Raw genomic sequence first — 19,173 nt, forward strand, 5'->3', positions numbered from 1 at the left:
ATTCAAAATCACAGTGGGTTGCGGTTCAGCTCAGCTCGCCCACCTCAATGGGAGGATAATGCTAATTCCATAGCGTGACCTGAAAAGCTATCTACCCAATTGCAAGCATCCCACCAAGCAATAGAATACCTACTAACCATAAAGCAGAATTTCTAAATTATATGGTTGTTTACAGTACTGCAATTTTTGTTTATCCGTACTATAATAAGCTCATCAAAAGCTTATTTGAATGGAGGAAACAGCATGTTGAAAAATATTACGGAAAATGTATCAGTATGGGAGCAGGATGTAGTAATTCCAACCTACCCTGTTGGTACGCCCGATAAAAACCCCATGTTTTTGGAGAAGCGTGTTTACCAAGGCAGCTCAGGTAAAGTATACCCGCATAGTGTCATTGACAAAATTTATGATGAAAAGATCGATCAAACCTACCGTGCGGTATTTCTTGAAAATAAATACCTGCATGTCATGATACTCCCGGAGCTGGGCGGCAGAATCCAGCGTGCACTTGATAAAACCAACAACTACGATTTTGTATACTACAACCATGTCATCAAGCCTGCACTGGTGGGGCTCAACGGACCTTGGATTTCCGGCGGAATTGAATTTAACTGGCCGCAGCACCATCGCCCAAGCACCTACGACCCCATTCATTACACAATGAAGCAAAATGACGACGGCAGCTGTACCGTGGCGGTAAGCGAAATCGAAAACATGTTCCGCACCAAGGGTATGGCAAGCTTTACTTTATACCCTGACAAGGCTTACATCGAAATTAAAGCGCAGATATACAACCGCACCAACACACCACAAACCTTTTTGTGGTGGGCAAACCCTGCCATTGCGGTGAACGACTACACTCAATCGGTATTCCCACCCGACGTAAATGCAGTAATGGACCATGGAAAGCGTGACGTCTCCACCTTCCCCATAGCAACAGGTACCTATTATAAGCAGGATTATTCCGCAGGTGTTGACATCTCTCGCTATAAAAACATCCCGGTACCCACCTCTTATATGGCGTACCATTCGGATTACGATTTTATAGGCGGCTACGATTATCGTGAGCAAGCGGGAATTCTGCACGTTGCAGACCATCATATTTCTCCCGGCAAAAAGCAGTGGACATGGGGCTGCGGAGACTTCGGAAAAGCGTGGGACAGAAACCTTACCGATGAGGATGGCCCTTACATCGAATTGATGACCGGCTGCTTTACCGACAATCAGCCCGACTTTACATGGCTTAAGCCTTATGAGGAAAAGGTGTTTACCCAATATTTTATGCCGTACAAAGCGGTAGGCATGATTAAGAATGCCACGATTGATGCGGCAGTAAATCTCGAGCTCACAGACAGCGATCTGCATGTCATTGCATACGCCACCGCACAGCATGAAAAAGCAAAAGTTGTAATTAAAGCAGGTGGCAAAACCATTGCAGACAAAACCATAAAGCTCTCACCTGTGGATACCTACGAGGAGACCTTTTTAGTTACCGCAGAGATCAAAGAAAGCGCATGCACCGTCGAAATATATGATGAATGCGGAAATTTACTGGTGGATTACACCCCAAAAGAAAAAACCATAGAGAAGATTCCTGATCCGGCAAAAGCAGTACCTGCACCGGAGGATTGCCGTACCACCGAGGATTTGTTCTTATATGGTACGCACTTGGAGCAATATCGTCACGCCACTTTCGAACCCGCGGACTATTACAAAGAGGGCCTGCGCCGCGATGCAACCGATATCCGCTTGAACAATGGCTATGGCAGCCTGCTGATGCGTCGTGGACTGTTCGCTGAAGCACGGCCCTATTTTGAAACGGCAATCAAAAAGCTAACCCGCAGCAGCCCGCAGCCGTATGACGGAGAAGCCCTGTACAATCTCGGTATCTGCCTGCGTTATCTCGGCAAGCAGAAGCAGGCATACGATGCCTTCTACAAAGCCACTTGGAACGGAGCATGGCAGGATAGCTCGTTTTATCATCTGGCATGCATTGCCGCGCAAAATGGCGACTACAACACTGCTATAGAACATATTGAACGTTCACTTATACGCAACACACAGAACATAAAAGCACGCACCTTAAAAACTGCCCTTCTTCGCAAATTAGGGCAAATCGCACAGGCGAAGACTTTTGCAGAGCAAACCCTGGTACTGGACAGCATGGATTTTGCAGCAAAATATGAGCTGGCGATGCTGACCGGCAGCGACTTTTCAGCAGTTATTGCCGCGTTTGATCAAAACCATAACGAGTGCATTGAAATTGCGCTTGAATACAGTGACGCGGGTCGATACGATGAGGCCAACACCTTGCTCAAACAGTTTGCCGATGCAATCGGTGATGCCCAAAAGGTTTATCCGATGGTTTACTATCACCTTGCTTACAACTATGCGAAGCAGAACGATACAACAAATGCGGATAAATATTTAAAGCTTGCGGCAGTGGCATGCAGCGACTATTGCTTCCCTCACCGTCTGGAGGATATTCTCGCATTGCAGCTTGCGGTTAAACTCAACCCTCAGGATGCAAAAGCGCCATATTATCTGGGTAACCTGTGGTACGACAAAAAACAGTACGAGAAAGCGATCTCTTGCTGGGAACAATCTGCCATGCTGGATGACGCTTTCCCCACCGTGCACCGCAACCTTTCGCAGGCTTATTACAACAAGCTGGGTGATTTTGTACAGGCAAGAGCCGAACTGGAGAAGGCCTTCGCACTTGATAAAACAGATGCACGGGTGTTTATGGAGCTTGATCAGCTTTGCAAAAAAATGGGTGACAACCATGCGGCAAGGCTTGCGCGCTTCGAACAACATATGGATGTGGTTGAGGAGCGGGATGACCTATACCTTGAGTACATAACGTTACAAAACTTTTTAGGTAATTACGAAACGGCTATGCAACTTATTGCGCAGCGTAAATTCCACCCGTGGGAGGGCGGTGAGGGCAAAGTTCCTGCTCAGTACATCCATTGCCGTGTGGAGCTCGCCAAACAGGCAATTTCAGCAGGGGATTACGGCAAGGCGGTTGCACTTTTGGAAGAGGCGACTATTTATCCGCATAATATGGGCGAAGGCAAGCTTGCCGGAGCACAGGAAAACAACATTTACTATTATATGGGCTGTGCTTATGCAGGCATGAACAATAATGAAATGTCACGTGAGTGCTTTGCAAAGGCTTCTCATGGCTTAACCGAGCCGACAGGCATGATGTATTACAACGATCAGCCGCCGGAAACAATCTTTTACCAAGGTTTGGCACTACTCAAGCTGGGTGATGTAAACGGTGCGAACAGCCGCTTCCATAAACTGATTGCGTTTGGCGAAAAGCATATTTATGATACGGTGAAAATTGACTACTTCGCGGTATCGCTGCCCGACCTGCAAATTTTTGACGAGGACCTGAACAAAAAGAATAAGATTCACTGCCTGTATATGATGGGGCTCGGGCACCTTGGGTTGGGGGAAAGCAAAACAGCAAAAAGTCAGCTTACCGAGGCTGCGCAGTTGGATATCAACCATCTTGGTGTAAACACACACCTCAAATTTAGTATTTCATTCTAAAACAGAAAGAAGAGAGAACCGATGGTGCAAATTGAACCATTCCAAAATACAACTGCCATCGTGTTGCAAAATAGCCTGCTGCGTATTGCAGTATTGCCTGCAAAGGGTGGTAAGCTTGCATCTGTTTACAGCAAGCCAAAAGAGTTTGAACTGTTGTTTCAAAACCCCAAACCGCAGTATGGGGAGGCAAAACTTTATTCCCCGTTTGGGCAGTTTGAGGCGTGTGGCTTTGACGATGCATTTCCCACTATTAATGCGGGAGATGTAAGTGTAGGGGGAAAACGCATCTCCTACCCCGACCACGGTGAAATCTGGTCATCCAAGTTTGACTACCGCATTGAGCAGGAGCGAGTGGAGCTTTGCTTTCAAAGTGAGATACTGCCTTATAGGTACATCAAAAATATTTGGCTGGATGGAGACAGCGTGATATGCAGTTATGAGATTACCAACATCGGCCGCGTGGAGTTTCCGTATCTGTGGGCATTCCACTGCCTTGTAAGCTACCGTGAGGATATGCGGCTGTTGATGCCCGAGGGTGTAGAGCGGGTGGAAAACGTCTGTGCATCTCCCCTGTTTGGCGAGGTGGGCGAGATATACCGTTATCCTGTGGATACCGTAATGGGGGGGCAGAACTGGGATTTTCGCTCGGTTCTTCCTGCGCATCCCAAATCTATGGCGAAATACTACGTGCAAGGTGCGGTGAAACAGGGCTTTTGCGGATATGAGTACCCCAGTGAAAATGTGCGCGCACTGATTACCTACGATGCAGAGAAATTACCCTATCTTGGCTTTTGGATTACCACAGGTGGCTACCGCGGTGACTGCAACTGTGCGCTTGAGCCTGCGACAGGTTATTACGACAGCATTGCCACGGCACAGAAAAATGGGTGCTGTTCTGGCCTACAGCCGGGTGAGACGCTGCGATTCGAGATTAAAATTACGCTGCAATAAAAAAAGGCGCTGAGGAAACTCCTCAGCGCTTTTTAACGTAAAATATTAAAATGGCATGTGGCGGAATTTGTTGGGTGAGATACCGGTACGGCTGTGAAATGTATAAATAAAATTGGATGAACTGTTAAAGCCTGCTGCTGTGGCAATCTCCGCAATCGAGCTATTTGTCTTCTTTAGCAAACTTTTGGCGCTGTCCAGGCGTACTTTAAGAAGATACTCGTACGGCGAATAGCCTGTCTGTTTTTTAAACATGCGTGACAGGTGAGAGGGGCTCATAGATACATTTTTTGCAATATCCTCTACGGTGATGCTTCTGCGATAGTTTGTTTTAATAAAGTTCATCGCATCAAAGATGACGCCGCCCTCCAGCTCCAACGCGCCTGAAACCGAGGTTGCAGATACCAGGTTGCAAAGCAGTGTGTGGATGATGCAGGAGACAGACGGTTCTGAGATGGTTAAATGCTTGCGAAAAATCTCCAAAATACTATTGATGGAGTTTATGAATAAAGCAGAATTTTCGCAGGGGAGTACAACGCCCTGCGTTTTTAAAATATTTTCGGCAAACTCAAGGCTTTGGCTGCCGTCAAAATGCAGCCAAAGGCTTTTTAAATGTCCGTCAGTGTAGTATTCATGCGGCTTGTAGCAGTTGGCCAGTACAATTTCACCGCTGCCGGCAAGATACGTTCGTCCCTCAAATTTAACGGTACAGCTGCCTTCAAGTACATACATCAGCAGCACGCTGTTGTAGCTGGAACGGCGGATATGATAACCAGCCTCGCAGGTATAACTGCCTGCACAAAGCAGGTAGTAGAACAGGTTCTTTGCCTGAATAGACGGTGTGGCGAAGTAATAATCAGAACCGGGCAATACGCCGGGGTCGGTACACTTCATAAAAATACCCCCTGCACAAATTGTTGATTCTATCTTAGCATTGATTTTAAGGTATCGCAAGGACTAAGCAGGATTCTTAAACTTTATGGATGGATTTTCTTAATTTTTAAATAAGAAGTTAATAAAGTATAAAAATCCGTTAATATTTTATACTCTCAAGATGTTAAAAAGCAAGTATAATCCAATTGTAGAGAAAAAACAAAAGGGCAACACTGCCGTGTTTTTATCCGAATAAAATATGAGGAGGGAGAAAATGTCCGAATACCTCAAATTTGAAAAAATTTGTATGGAATTTCCAGGTGTTAAAGCGCTTAGCGATATGAGCTTTGGGGTTAACAAAGGTGAAATCGTCGCTTTTCTTGGTGAAAACGGAGCCGGAAAATCCACTCTGCTCAAGATTCTAAATGGTGACTATCGGCATACCAGCGGTAAAATTTATATTGATGGCAAAGAAGTTGTATTCCACTCTCCAAATGAGGCAATCAAAGCAGGCGTCAGTGTCATCTATCAGGAAAGGCAGCTTGCACCCTACCTTTCTGTGGCAGAAAACATTTTTATGGGTAATCCACCTACCAAAAATGGATTTATAGATTTTAAGGAATTGAACAAGAAGGCGCAAGAAATCATCGATGAATTTGGCTTGCCGATTGCGCCGGAAACCCCGGTTAAAAAGATTTCGGTTGCATTCCAGCAAATGGTAGAGATTATGAAGGCATACAACCGTAAAGCGGATATCCTTTGTTTTGACGAGCCTACCGCACCGCTCACCGATTCTGAAATTGTCATTCTGTTTCAAATCATCAATAAGCTCAAAGCACAGGGAAAAGCAATCATCTACGTTTCGCACCGAATGAACGAGATGTTTGAACTTACCGATCGAGTCGTTGTATTTAAAGACGGCAAACTGATGGGAGTGGAGAAAACCAAGGAGGTTACGGAAGCCAAGCTCATTAAAATGATGGTTGGGCGGGATATAGGCGACGTATTCAACGATCTCAAGCGTAATGAAACGATTGGTGATGTGATTCTGGAGATGAAAAATGTCTCCACAGAATACATCAAAAACATCAATTTACAGGTGAGGGCAGGCGAAATCGTGGGCTTTTCGGGGCTTGCAGGGGCGGGCAGAACCGAGGTTGCACGGGCAATTTTTGGTGCCGACCCAATTGTTTCTGGTGAGATGATGCTCAAAGGGGAACGTTACGCCCCAAAATCGCCAAGAGATGCCATGAACCGTCACATTGCACTTTGCCCCGAGGACAGAAAGCTGGAAGGCCTTTCGCTGATTCTGACGGTACGTGAAAATAGTTCACTTGCTATTTTGGGCAACCTGTGCAAAGCAGGATTTGTAAACTTCGGTCATGAACGGGGCTTTACCGAAAAGGCGGTCAAAGAGTTCAATATTAAAACCCCGTCGATTGAGCAAAAGGTGCTCAACCTTTCGGGCGGAAATCAGCAAAAGATTGTATTGGCCCGCTGGATGGCAATGAACCCGCAGCTTATCATTTTTGATGAGCCCACCAAGGGCATAGACGTTGGTGCAAAATCAGAAATTTATCAAATGATCTGCGAGGCCGCAAGAAAAGGCGTGGCGGTTATCATGATTTCATCAGAGCTGCCTGAAGTAATCGGTATATCCGATCGGATTATGGTGATGAAAGATGGCGGCATTAAGGCGGAAATACCGCGTAGTGAAGCCACAGAGCAATTGATTTTGAGCTACGCTATGCTGGATGAAAACAGAAATGAAAAGGAGGCGGCCATATAATGCAAAGCACCACTGTTAAAAAAAGAGGCTTTGATTTTAAAACAGAGCTGAAACGCATTTTAAAATCAGATAACATCAGCCTTATTTTTGCACTGATTGTGATGGTTATTGTATTCGCATCGCTCAATAAAAACTATTTTACGGATAGAAACCTAATCAGTGTATTGACGTCGGCATCCCTAACAGGTCTAATCTGTGTAGGAGAGGCAATGCTACTCATCGGAAACCATATGGATTTATCGGTTGGATCTTCGGCAGCATTTTCCGGTGTTCTTGCTGCTCTGCTGATGAAACAGGGGCTTCCTGCTGGTGTTACAATTTTAACGGTCATCGCGGTGGGCGCTTTGGCGGGCTGCTGTATTGCGTTCTTTGTTACCAAGCTCAAAATGTCCTCATTCATCGCAACTGTTGCAATGCAGTCTATCATGCGCGGTTTTGCATTTATCATTTCCAATGGCGAAGGTGTATTGATTACCAACCCTGCCTTTTTAAAGATAGGTAGTATGAAAATTTTAGGCTCGCGTTTTCTTACATTCCCAATCTTCTTTATGCTTTTAATTTTTGTTTTGTTTGGTATTATCTTAAAACGTACACGAGTGGGCAGAGAAATTTACATAGTGGGCGGCAACCCCACTGCAGCAAGGCTTGCAGGTATTTCCATCGAAAAAACCACCTATCTGCTGTTCATTAATATGAATGTGCTGGCTGCCATGGGCGGTATGATTTTGGCGGCGCGTATGAATACCGGGCAACCGCAGGCTTGTGTTGGTTTGGAATTTGACGGTATTACAGCTGCAATTCTAGGCGGCGTATCCAATCAGGGTGGCGTCGGTTCAATATTTGGCGCTTTTCTCGGTTTGACAATTTTGCAGGGTTTCAATAACGGCTTGATTATGCTGAATGTTCAGTCATTCTGGCAGAATGTTGCAAAGGGTGCACTGCTGTTACTCGCATTGACGTTTGATTACCTGAGAGCAAAAAAACGCAAAGCATAACCGTAGACAGGAGTATACTTTCAGCCGAGAGGCTGGTAAGATATAAATATTAGGAGGTTTTTACAATGAAAAAAGCAATAGCATTGGCACTTGCTCTGGTTCTTGCACTCGGTATGTTCGGCTGCGGTTCCCAGCCTACACAGAGTTCGGCACCGGCTGCCCCGTCTGAGTCGGCTGCCCCATCGGAAAGCAAACCGGAAGAGACCCCTAAGAAAGACATTGTAATTGCGGGTATTTACAAAGCAGGCGACCAGCAGTGGTTCATCGGCGAAGGCGAAGCTGCAAAAGCAAAAAGCCTTGAAATGGGCGCAAAAGACTTTATGTTTATTGATGCGAAAATGAACCCCGATACTTATCTGCAGGCACTTGATAATGCCATTACACAGGGCGTTTCGGGTATTCTGGTTTGCGTGCCTGACCAGAAGCTTTCCGCAGTTACTGTACAGAAATGTAAAGATGCCGGCATTCCCGTTATTGCTGCTGATGATCAGTTGCTGGATGAGAACGGCAAAATGATCGCTCCCTGGGTTGGTATTGACGGCAAAGCAATTGGTGTTGCGGTTGGTGAGTGGACTGCTAACTACGTAAATGAGAACAAAATGACCGGCGATGACTGCGGCGTTCTGTACCTCACTATGGATCAGGTTTCAAGCTGTGTACCCAGAACAGAGGGCCAGATGGAATCTTGGAACAAAATCCTCCCCGATTGGAAAAAAGAGAACGTATTTAAATCCGACTACAATGGCGAGCAGGACAAGGCTTACAATGCAGCTGCCGGTATCTTTACCGCAAACCCGCAGATCAAAAAATGGATTGTTATGACCCCCAACGATGAGGGCGCTGCCGGTGCTACCCGTGCACTCGAGGCTGCAGGGCTGGATAAAGACGCTGTAGTTTGCGGCATTGGCGGTTACCTAGCAAAACTTGAATTTGCCAAAGCAGAATCCTCTGCATTTAAAGCAACTGCTTTCATCAACTACGTTGACGTCGGTGCTTACTCCGCAGAGAACATGATGAACTTCCTCAATAACGGCACAGAGATTCCTATGGAATTTAAAACCCCTGCGGTTATGATTACCAAAGAAAACTACAAAGAGATCATGAAAGATCAGGCGGAATAACTTTATAACTTTGTGACAAGGTTATGCAATTATCCATGCGGGTTCACCCGGCATGGATAATTGCATTTGGATAGGGATTGCTTTTTATGCTATAATAACCGATACGGTTCTTATATTTTATTTAAATGCCTTTGGCTCGCCCCTCAAGGGGCAACCGCCAAAACGGCAAATTTTATCATAAGCGCTACGCTTTTTATGCTATAATAAAACAAACATTCAGCCTTTGGCTGAATGCCGCGCGCAGCGCGGTACTTGCTGTTTGGCAAATATGTTTTATTACATCGGAAACGGTCTTTGCGTGCCTTAGCACGCAAACTTGCGCTATGCGCAAGTGCAAAACTGTGTTTTAAGACCGGGTTATGCTATAATAGGAAGCAAAATGCGTTGTATTTGAGCAGGGTAGAAAAAGGAGGGGGCGGGGTGGAGGTTAAGGCAAAGCAGCTCCATGCAAAAAGCATTAACACACGTATTGTGCTGTCCTTCTCAATGCTCATCGCAACGATTATTGTGTTTATACTGAGTATTACCAGCATTGTGTTTACCAGCCGGTTTATGGAACAGAAAAACAACCTGATGCTGGAGAAAATGGCCTTCATTACGCAGGATATTGAGGAAAATATCAACGGCTACCGTAAGCTGACTGCAGCGGTCAAACGTGATGCTGTGGTAAAGCTGTACCTGGAAAATCCGTATGAGGATTATGACAATCTCGAGCAGCGGCTGGATGAACTTGCACAGTATACTTACGGAGTAGAGCGCATCATTTTGTTGGATGCCGACTTTAAGATTTTGGATAAATATTATAGCATGAAGGATTTTCGGCAGCAGTTTATGCGCGCATCCGGAATGATCAATATCTGGGAAATGAAACGTGACGAATTCTTCTCTGCACCGCATAATTTTCCATCCGCAGGCAGTTTGAAGGATTATATGGAAAACTTAAAAATTTCATATATCAGTGTCATCCGAGATGACAATTTTAAAGTGAAGGGCTACATCATTTTAAACACAGCAAGGAACTATCTGTTTTCGGGTAAACAGGAATATGCTAAATCTTTATTCGACAATACCTATATTATCTCTAAAAGCGGAGACATCATCTACCGCTTTGGTGACAAGGATAAATATACAGAGAAACAGGCGGTAGAATTTGCTCAGTCGGGTTATTTCAATGAGTGCATTCAAACCAACAGGCAGAATACTCTGTTTAAGCAGACAGTACTGTCATATCCGGAGTGGATTGTAGTGGGTATATCGTCCGATGCAAACTTGAAAAAAGATTTAAATGTCATTCACAATACAATTATGTGCGCGGGGCTTCTTGGGTTGATTACCGTTGTGGTTATCAGCCGTGTCATATCCAACAAAATTACACAGCCCATCTACAGTATCAAGCAGGCAATGGGGCGCTTTGAGCAGGGTGAAATGCCTGAAAAGCTCATACCTACTACCGAGGACGAGCTCGGCTATTTGGTAAACGGCTTTAACAGAATGCTCGATGACATCAGCCGGTTTGTAGATGCGATCTACCATGAGCAGGAGGAAAAGAAAAAAGCGGAGGTTGCGGCACTTAAATTTCAGCTGGAATCACTGCAAAGCCAAATAAACCCCCACTTTTTATATAATACACTGAACACGGTTTCCTATCTATCGCTCAAAAACCGTACAGAAGAAATTCGTGAACTGATTCAGTCACTGAATACTCTGCTCCGCTCCACCCTCTCTGACCAGAGCGAGCTGGTGACAGTAGAAAAGGAAATTTACTTCTTAGAATCTTATGTTAAGATACAAAACTACCGTTATGAGGATATGATCCATTTTACATATGAAGTGGAGGATGAGGCGCTGGGCTGCACCTTGCCTAAACTTATTTTACAGCCGTTGGTGGAGAACAGCCTCCTGCACGGCATCTACCCGAAGGGAACAGCGGGAAATGTGCACGTAAGCATTCGCTGTGTGGATGACGGTATCCATATATCGGTTGCCGACAACGGAATAGGCATTGCCCCCGCTATCTTAAAAACAATGAGCAACAAATCCAAAGGATTTAATCGCATCGGGCTAAAAAATGTAGACGAACGTTTGCAGCTTTATTACGGAGAGCCCTCTAAAATTTTTATTGAATCGGTTGTTGGAGAGGGAACTACCGTATGCTTTACAATTCCAAAACAGTCTTAGCATGAGCAGAATTTTGATCGACGGGAGATGATTGCTTGTATAGGGCCCTTATCGTAGATGATGAATTAGCAGCGCGCGAAACTTTACAATGTTTGATTCAGTGGGATAGGATAGGGTTTGAGCAACCTGTTTGTGCAAATAACGGTCTACAAGCGCTGGAGCTTTACAAACAAAATCGTTTTGACGTAGTATTTACCGATATTGAAATGCCGCTGATGGACGGCTTGGAATTAATTGAGCAGATACGCGCCCTTTGTCCAAAGCAGAAGGTTGTTGTAATCAGCTGCCATGAAAGCTTTGAATATGCCAGATGTGCCATGCGGTTGGGGGTAGATGATTACCTCATTAAGGACCTCATGAATGCGGACGAGCTTTACGTGCATATGGTCAACATCAAGTCAGAGCTGGAAGCCCAGTCAGACTACTTAAATATCGAGAAAAAATACGATATTAACGATATTGTGGAACGACTTTTGGTTGAGGATGATACCATTACACCACAGGAACGCGCCATGGCAGAAGAACTGATGGGGCTAAATAAAAAAGAGGCAATCGCGGCGCTCTCGGTGATAGTGGATAGCTATGAAAAAATGAAAGCAAAGTTAAGACAAGAGGCCAACACCTGGTACCAAAGCATGGCGAGTTTCAAGGCAGAACTACAGTTAAACAGCCTGGCCTCGGTGGAGATTAAGGAAGGCGAGTACCTACTGATTTTTCAAGCAGGAGACAGCTTCAGCATGCTTAATTTCATCAACTACTCGATACAGTATGCCAACTATATTCGCAGCCTTGCAAACAAGCTGGGCATATTATCGGTGAGCATTGGAATTTCTAATTTCAGTTCCAAACTGTCTGATATTCCGGTGATGTACGAGCAAGCATTTCAGGCGTGCGGTATGCGCGTAGTCGCAGGGCTTAACAAAAGTTTAATGTATCACGGTATTGGTAAGCAGCACCGTACGTTTGATAAAACAGCGCTTGATCGTTCGGTGCGTCAAGTAAAGGAACTGCTGTTTAATGCGGACCTCAGATGCCTCAAGTTGGTGCAGCGTTTGTACGCCACAGATATGATAGATGGTTTTATGGAACTGAATTATTACAACTATCTTAATTCACGACTCTATGGTGTGGCGTTTGATTATATCGATCAGAATGAAATTAGCTACAGTACTCTGTTTCAAAACAACTTGTTGGATATAGAAGAAATTGCAGCGCTGGAAACTGCAATACAGATGGCGGATTGCTTCTGTAAGATTTTTCAAATACTTATTGAACAAAGAAAAGGTTCGATAAGAAATGATGGCAGCCTTACACAGCGTGCAAAGCATGTGATTGAAGAAAATTATGATAAGGGGATTACGCTGGGGGATATTGCCAATACGCTGCATGTGCATAAGGGATATTTATGCCGTGTGTTTAAGGAAGAAACCGGAGAAAACCTGATGCAGTATGTCATCAACTTCAAAATAGAAAAAGCAAAGGAGATGCTTTTTACAACCTCACTGAAGCTGTATGAGATTTCAGAAAAATTGGGCTTTGCTTCTCCGCAGTATTTTTCCTCGGTGTTTAAGCGCCAAACAAACCTTACGCCAAACGAATATAAAAAGCAAAACAGCTAAGAAAAATAGTTGCAGGGCTTAACAGAAATTTAATGTATGATGGTATTAATAAGCAACACCGAGCATTGGAATTTCTTATTTCAGTTCCAAACTGTCTGATATTCGGTCAATTTCTATAGCTATGAGCGTATTCGGCTAAAAATAAAACTGGCTCCGTTTTCATACGGAGCCAGTTTTGCGTAATTTTTAGATATTTTACGTCTGGAGCTATTATTTCCTGTCCGTTGCTATTGTTTGATCATCGGCGGAGAGGTACTTTCTGTTGGGTAAATCAGTTATCGTTTTGTCTGCGCTTGTATAGAACGATTGCTACCAGTACCACAACGGTAAGCACTGCCAGAGCAACAGCAATTATAGGCCTGCTGCCCGGCTGTGGAGCAATGCTTTCCCCAGCCGCACCGGCAAAATGGGGTGCTATGCTCGGATCATCTTTTTCGGATGCATCGAGCTCCGCCGCAACCGAAACTCCTCCCGTTTCGGGGTTAAAACTGTCTGCGAAAATTACCGAAGAACCGGTGAGAGGCACGGTGCTCACCACAAAGTCGGAGCAATGGGTGATGCTGAAGGTGAACCAACCGTCTGTGCCCACCGAGATATTCGAAGCCACTAGCTCAAGGCGGTTTTTCTCCGCGTTATAATAGTACACAAACAGGTTCTTACCTGTGTACTCCTCAAGCCGTACCCGAATATCGGTTTTGCCGGGGAGAGTACCATGGTGCTCGAAGTGCAGCGTTTGGGTGCTCACATTGCCTGTAAGCTTCGCTATGTCGGCATCCTTTTCGCTGCCTAAGCGGATGCGGGTGTTTAGGTAAATAAGGCCGGGCATATCGCTTCGGATGTTGCCGCCGGTAAACTGCCACTGATACCAGCCGCCGTCAAGCATCAGGGTTTTATCGTCATATTGCTTTAACGTATCTAGAATAAAGGTGGGCAGGTAGTGGTCCTTATTCACGTTTACACGGATGACAGCGTCTTTTTCCGAGTTTTCCAGCTGATCCGCCACAGGGCGCCCGCTCACGGAATTTTGCATTGGGGAACCGGAGCCTGAACTGCCGGAGTTTGATACCGGCGGATCAACTGGTGGTACCTCCGGGTCGGTTGCGTTCGCGGCAGTTACAATAATGCGGTAAGCTGCAGTTGCCAATACCTTGCCAAGGCTGTCCAAAGCCTCAGCCTTGGCGGTCAGCTCACCCTTATTAAGCGTTTTAGCGGTGTAGGTCCAGCTTCCATCGGCAGCAGGGGTTACGTTGGCGGTCAGGTCACCTACAGAAAGGCGAACTGTAGCAGCGCCGAAGCTGGTGCCGGTAAAGGTGACAGGCAAGGTATCTATAGTGGAATGAATGTACACGTTATCAAACTTGGCCTGCATTCCGCTGGCGTAAAGCCCGGCGGAGCCGTTCGTCCAAGCGAGGGTTTTTATGCCTTCGTCTGTATAGGTTAGTTTTTGCACACCGTCTACGAATAGGGTAATGGTATTGCCTTTTGCTATAGCTTTAAGACGATAGGTTTGCCCCGGTTCCATAGTGAAGCTTTCACTGATGTCAGCTTCCACGCCGCCTTCCGCGCGTTTCAGAATACGTAGCCCTTTCCCATGGGTATATCCTACAAGGTAGCAGGAATTGTACTCGTTGTACCGCAGGTTAAAACCAACGGTTTTTCCGCTTACAGGGGCTGGCAGAAGTATATCGGTTTGTATGGTGTAATCCTGCCAGCTTAGGTCGCCTTGCATCAGTGAACCGCGCGCGGCGTTGCCGTCGTATGCGAGAAGGTGGTTGCCGTCGGCTGTTTCTTCAAAATTGTAGCTGCCCTCCGGCGCGAGGTTGTCCCAGGCATCCAGATTTCCACTCTCAAAGTCATCCGAAATGTCAATAGAGATGGGCGCTGTAATGGCGACCGTTGTGGGCAATACTTCAAAAGTAACCGCGTTGGAAGTTACGGTATGGGGGGATCCCAAATTGTCATTTAAGGTTACGCTGGCAGTAATTTGCGCCTTGCCAGGGGCAACCGCAATAACATTGCCGTACTTGTTTACTGATACTACGCCAGCGTCGCTTGAGGTGTAAGCGATGGTGGCTTTTTTTAAGTCGGCAGGTTGCTCGTTGTCACAAAGTGCTTGTGTGACAGACACTGCGGAGGTACCATTTGCCGCAAGCGTGCTGCTCGCCCCTTGGTTCAGGGTAAGAGTAGCGGAAACAACAGCGCCGCTGCCCTCGCCGCCGGTCAGTTCATAATTGTGCCCGGCAATGTAATCGAACTTAATGGAACGGTTAACCCCATTGTAGGTAAAAGGCACGGTTTGCCCGGTGGTAGTGTCTGTTACCTTTAAGCTGGCGGGTGACCAACCGATATTGCTGTTGGTAATGATGGATTTGGAGGTGCTGTCGATATGGGTGTATTCGTAAACAGAACCGTTGTTTGCAATTGGGAAGACCTCCACGAAGTAATGGCCTTTATCCGCCATATCTTCACCTACCAGAACGCCCTTGCCTCCTACGAAGGCAGGGATTTCATCAATAGGGTGGTATCTGTCTTTTAAAAGCAGGCCGCTTTCTTCCACAACATAAGTTTTGCCGGTGGAATACTCAATCCAGGTACCCTCAGGCAGGTACACATCACGAGTATCGGTCTTATTAAAATCAGTACCGAACAATGGTGCGGCCAAAAGGCTTTCGCCTAGCAGCCACTCATATTCGCGCTCGGTGGTGTTGATCATGGTGTGGGTGTATGCATCATCAGGGTATGCGATGTAAAGCGGGGTGAAGGAGTAAGGGTAGCCTGTTTCCCAGCTTTTTAGCGCTGCGTCGTAGATGTAGGGTGCATAGGTGCTGTGCCAGTTGATGGCGTTAAAGGCTGCGTTTTTATAGTCCTCATTGTTCATCTTCAGCGCGTTGATACCCAGAGAAAGGCTGGGGTTCAGCGCCGCAAACTGAGCGTTTCGCACCAAATACTTTTGGAAGGTTGGGTCATTGATGTTGCCGCCTGTACCGCCCACGATATCGGGGTAAACATTGGAAACGCCGCTGGCGGCATAAGCCAGCAGGTTGATGGGCATACGGTCGGGCGAGCTGTTAAAGCCGTTGTTGCTGGTGCCAAAATTGGCGTCGTTGATGCGAAGGATATCACCCGACAGGGAATAAGCGCCGTTGCGCATGATCATAACGTTATCGTCTGTCTCAATAATATGTGAAAGAAGGCGATTAAAGTTGCCGTCGTGGTAAGTGCGCTGTCCGTTGAGCACCATGGTATCTTCTTTATAGCCGTCCACGCCCCAAAGCGCAGCTTGCTGACGGTACCATTCCGCCGCTTCGGGGTTGGCACCATCCACATAGGCGGTCATACCGCGGCTGATATTCCCCGTGGGGTATTTTGCGGCAATTTTCATCATACTGCCGTCGCGGTTTTTGAGGTAATAACCCTTGTCGATCAGTTCATCCACAAAGGTTCCGTCTACGGAGGGAGCTTGCTTGCCGTCAAGCTCTTCGGGCAGCTTAAGGTGTACGCGAAGCCCCAGCAACAGTTTCACGCCAAGGTCGTTGAAAAAGGTTTTGATGCCGTCCGGGTTGGGAAAACGGGGGTTGGGCAGGCCGTCCTTGCGGCCGTTGGGATCCTTCTCATCATCCCAGATTCCAAAGCTGGTGGTGGTGCCCTCCAGCCCGCTGCGGTCGCCTTTCCAAAAGCCGGAGCCGATGACTGCCCAAGTGATGTCGTAACCTTCGTCGATATAATCCTGCACGGTTTCCATAACCGAGCTCTGGTAAGCATTCCAGCCCAAAGCGCCAAATGCCTCCCAGCCGAGCCCAAACATTTCATAATGCGGTTTGGTATCGATATACCCATGTTGATTGCGCACGTTGCGGTAATCCTTATAAATCTGCTTCATATCGCCAAAGAAATAGTACAACGTTGTAATTTTCTCAGTTTCCAGCATGCCGAGCAGGGTATGCTCTTCGTTTATGACAACACGCTTATCGGCCTCTTCAAACAATACCTGAGCAAATCCGCGTTGAGGAGAAATAGCAAAGTTTGAGATAAAGCGCACCGGGCCGCCGTCGCGGTTGGTAAAATCACCCGCATTTGTTCGGTTTACGCCAAACACATTGCTGGTTTCACGCACACTGCTGCCGGTATTGCTTACTGCACCATGGTCGCCCAGGCCATACATGGGGCTTATATTGCCCTCCACCCTCGCATCGATGGTGTATAGGTCACCTAAATTGGGTTTTACTTCTTCGGGGGCTTGTGCAGGGTCTCCGTCGTAGGAGATGATAATATCTCCTACGGTATTCCATCCCGTTAAATCACCGTTGAAATCATCCTCAAACAGGGCAGAACCGTCTGAGCCGGCAACGCGCACGTTATCGGCTTTTGCTGTTGTGGTAGAAGCGGTAATGCCTGCGGTTCCTTTGGAAATCGAGGCGTCGGTCGTCTCGATTAGCTTGCTGCCGTCTGCAAGGCAGGTAATGTTATCGCCCTCCAATTTAATTTCAAGGCGGTAGAATTTTTTGTATTCATAAACAAAATCAACAGCGTTTAATTCGGTGGCAATACCGTTGACTACTTTTGAGAGAACAGCCTTTTGGCCACCCTTAGAGGTGAGCGCGAAGCGGTAATGGTTGTCGCTATTGGTGTAACGTGCCAGCAATGCCACTGAAGTGGTTTCATCGTCGTTGGTAAAGCTGATGTCCGCAGCTGCAGTGTAGTCGGCCCACTCCAAGCCATTCTTCACATGTGCGGTGGTGTCGCCCATGGTAGCGTTTAAATACAGGTACTTATCCGAGTTGGTCAGACCCAAGTCACCGTCGGGGTTCTCAGCCCGCAGTTCGTTTTTAAGTTCCATTGTGCTGATGTCGGCTCCGGTAGATTTATCTATGTCCGATTTTTCTTCGAAATCCTCGGCAACGTTAGTTATTGTTTTACCATCAAAATCGTTTTCATAGTAAATTTCGTCCGGGTCATTCGAGTTGTATACCTTAATGTCATCATAGCAGGTATAGTCTTTGTAGGTACGCAGACCGCAGCCGCCCGACAGCATTTCTTCGGTTGCGTTGGAATCGGCTGCATCAAAAATCAGTACGTCGTTTAGGTAACACTGCACTTTATTGTCCTTCACCGTTAGCTTCATGCGGTACCACTTGTTTGGGGCAAGGGCTTCCAGAGCCTGCTCCCCCAAGGTAACGGAATTTCCGGTATCGGAGAGACGCTTTAAAGAGGCGCTTTTCTCTTTCAAAAAGAACAGGTGAAACGCGTTGAATGCCTTGTAATGGGCAAAAATACCGCTGCTGCTTTGACCGACCGTTTTGTTTTCAAAACGTACACGGGCCTCCATGGTGTAGTTGTTATTCGGAATCGAGCCATTTGTCAACAGCTTGACCGAAGTCTGGCTCAACGAAGACGGTTTTACGGTAAGATAAGTGTTGTTTGCCGCGTCGTTGACAGGTAGGTTATCGGCACCCAGCATGCGCTCCCACTTGGAAAGATCGGGTGAGGGAGCGCTGAAATCCTCCTGATACAGGATGGTTCCGTCTGCGGCGGTCACCTTGATGTTGTCATAGACAGCTTTGCCGCTCTTATCAACGCGGATACCACAGCTGCCCGAAAGCTGAGCTGTGGACGCAGTCTTATCCTCCACCTGATAAATTAAAGCATCGTCGAAGTAGCATTCAATGTTTCTCCCCGATACTTTCATCTTGAGGTTGTACCAAACATCCTGCTCTACTTTGATATCAGGCTGCTTGCACACTCCTGAGAAATCGGTCTCTACGCCGGAGGCCCCGATGTGTTTCAGCAGTGGCTTGGAGCCAACCTTTAAAAAGAAAAGGGGGAAATCGTTGGAAGCGCCGTAATGAGCAAAAATGCCCGCTGACTTGCTGCTATCCGCCAGCTTCATATCCGCTTCAATGGTGTAATCCTCGCCCAAATTCTGCAGCTTTAGGCGCCGGACGGTAGCATTGAGGCTGTCCAAAGAGTTTACCTGTAGGTTATTGTCATCCGCACTGCTGGTGTAGGCAAAGGGCTCTACCAAGACGTCGCCAAGATTGGGAACTGACAGGGTCTCACCGTCTGTTTGTGCATCGGAGGGGGCAATG

General features: G+C 46.6%; 9 protein-coding genes. 7 read left to right on the forward strand and 2 right to left on the reverse strand.

What is annotated here, in order from left to right; genetic code table 11:
• Positions 1–243: 243 nt before the first annotated feature.
• Together RTV33_RS02550 and RTV33_RS02555 are read left to right on the forward strand one after the other, a co-directional pair.
• Positions 244–3,564: a DUF5107 domain-containing protein gene (locus RTV33_RS02550; protein WP_312641223.1), complete on the forward strand. Its 3,321-nt coding sequence runs from the start codon at positions 244–246 to the stop codon at positions 3,562–3,564.
• Positions 3,565–3,585: 21 nt separating this feature from the next.
• Positions 3,586–4,515 (forward strand): DUF5107 domain-containing protein, encoded by a 930-nt coding sequence (locus RTV33_RS02555; protein ID WP_312641226.1) that lies wholly within the window; start codon positions 3,586–3,588, stop codon positions 4,513–4,515.
• Between the two features lie 45 nt (positions 4,516–4,560).
• Here the strand turns inward: RTV33_RS02555 and RTV33_RS02560 are convergent, their stop codons facing one another.
• Positions 4,561–5,406: an AraC family transcriptional regulator gene (locus tag RTV33_RS02560; RefSeq protein WP_312641228.1), complete on the reverse strand. Its 846-nt coding sequence runs from the start codon at positions 5,404–5,406 to the stop codon at positions 4,561–4,563.
• A 253-nt stretch (positions 5,407–5,659) separates the two neighbouring features.
• Here RTV33_RS02560 and RTV33_RS02565 point away from each other — a divergent pair, with 253 nt between their 5' ends.
• The 5 genes from RTV33_RS02565 to RTV33_RS02585 all read left to right on the forward strand — a co-directional run bounded on the left by RTV33_RS02565 (position 5,660) and on the right by RTV33_RS02585 (position 13,087).
• Positions 5,660–7,174, forward strand: a complete 1,515-nt coding sequence (locus RTV33_RS02565) for a sugar ABC transporter ATP-binding protein (RefSeq protein WP_312641230.1) — start codon at positions 5,660–5,662, stop codon at positions 7,172–7,174.
• Positions 7,174–8,169 carry an ABC transporter permease gene (locus RTV33_RS02570; protein WP_312641232.1) on the forward strand — a complete coding sequence of 332 codons (996 nt, stop codon included), beginning with the start codon at positions 7,174–7,176 and terminating at the stop codon, positions 8,167–8,169. The genes RTV33_RS02565 and RTV33_RS02570 overlap by 1 nt, the downstream gene beginning before the upstream one ends.
• A gap of 65 nt (positions 8,170–8,234) precedes the next feature.
• A complete protein-coding gene (locus RTV33_RS02575; RefSeq protein WP_312641233.1) occupies positions 8,235–9,290 on the forward strand; it encodes an arabinose ABC transporter substrate-binding protein in 1,056 nt (351 codons plus the stop codon).
• Between the two features lie 420 nt (positions 9,291–9,710).
• Positions 9,711–11,468, forward strand: a complete 1,758-nt coding sequence (locus RTV33_RS02580) for a sensor histidine kinase (RefSeq protein ID WP_312641235.1) — start codon at positions 9,711–9,713, stop codon at positions 11,466–11,468.
• A gap of 35 nt (positions 11,469–11,503) precedes the next feature.
• Entirely contained in the window at positions 11,504–13,087 is a 1,584-nt protein-coding gene (locus RTV33_RS02585) for a response regulator (protein ID WP_312641237.1), read from the forward strand.
• 271 nt (positions 13,088–13,358) lie between these two features.
• On the opposite strand, the gene RTV33_RS02590 is transcribed toward RTV33_RS02585, so the two are convergent.
• Positions 13,359–19,173: family 16 glycoside hydrolase (locus RTV33_RS02590; protein WP_312641239.1), on the reverse strand; the 5,815-nt coding region annotated here is incomplete at its 5' end.

Origin of the sequence: Hydrogenoanaerobacterium sp. (assembly GCF_032017025.1) — a bacterium.
Classification (GTDB): Bacteria; Bacillota; Clostridia; order Oscillospirales; family Ruminococcaceae; genus Hydrogenoanaerobacterium.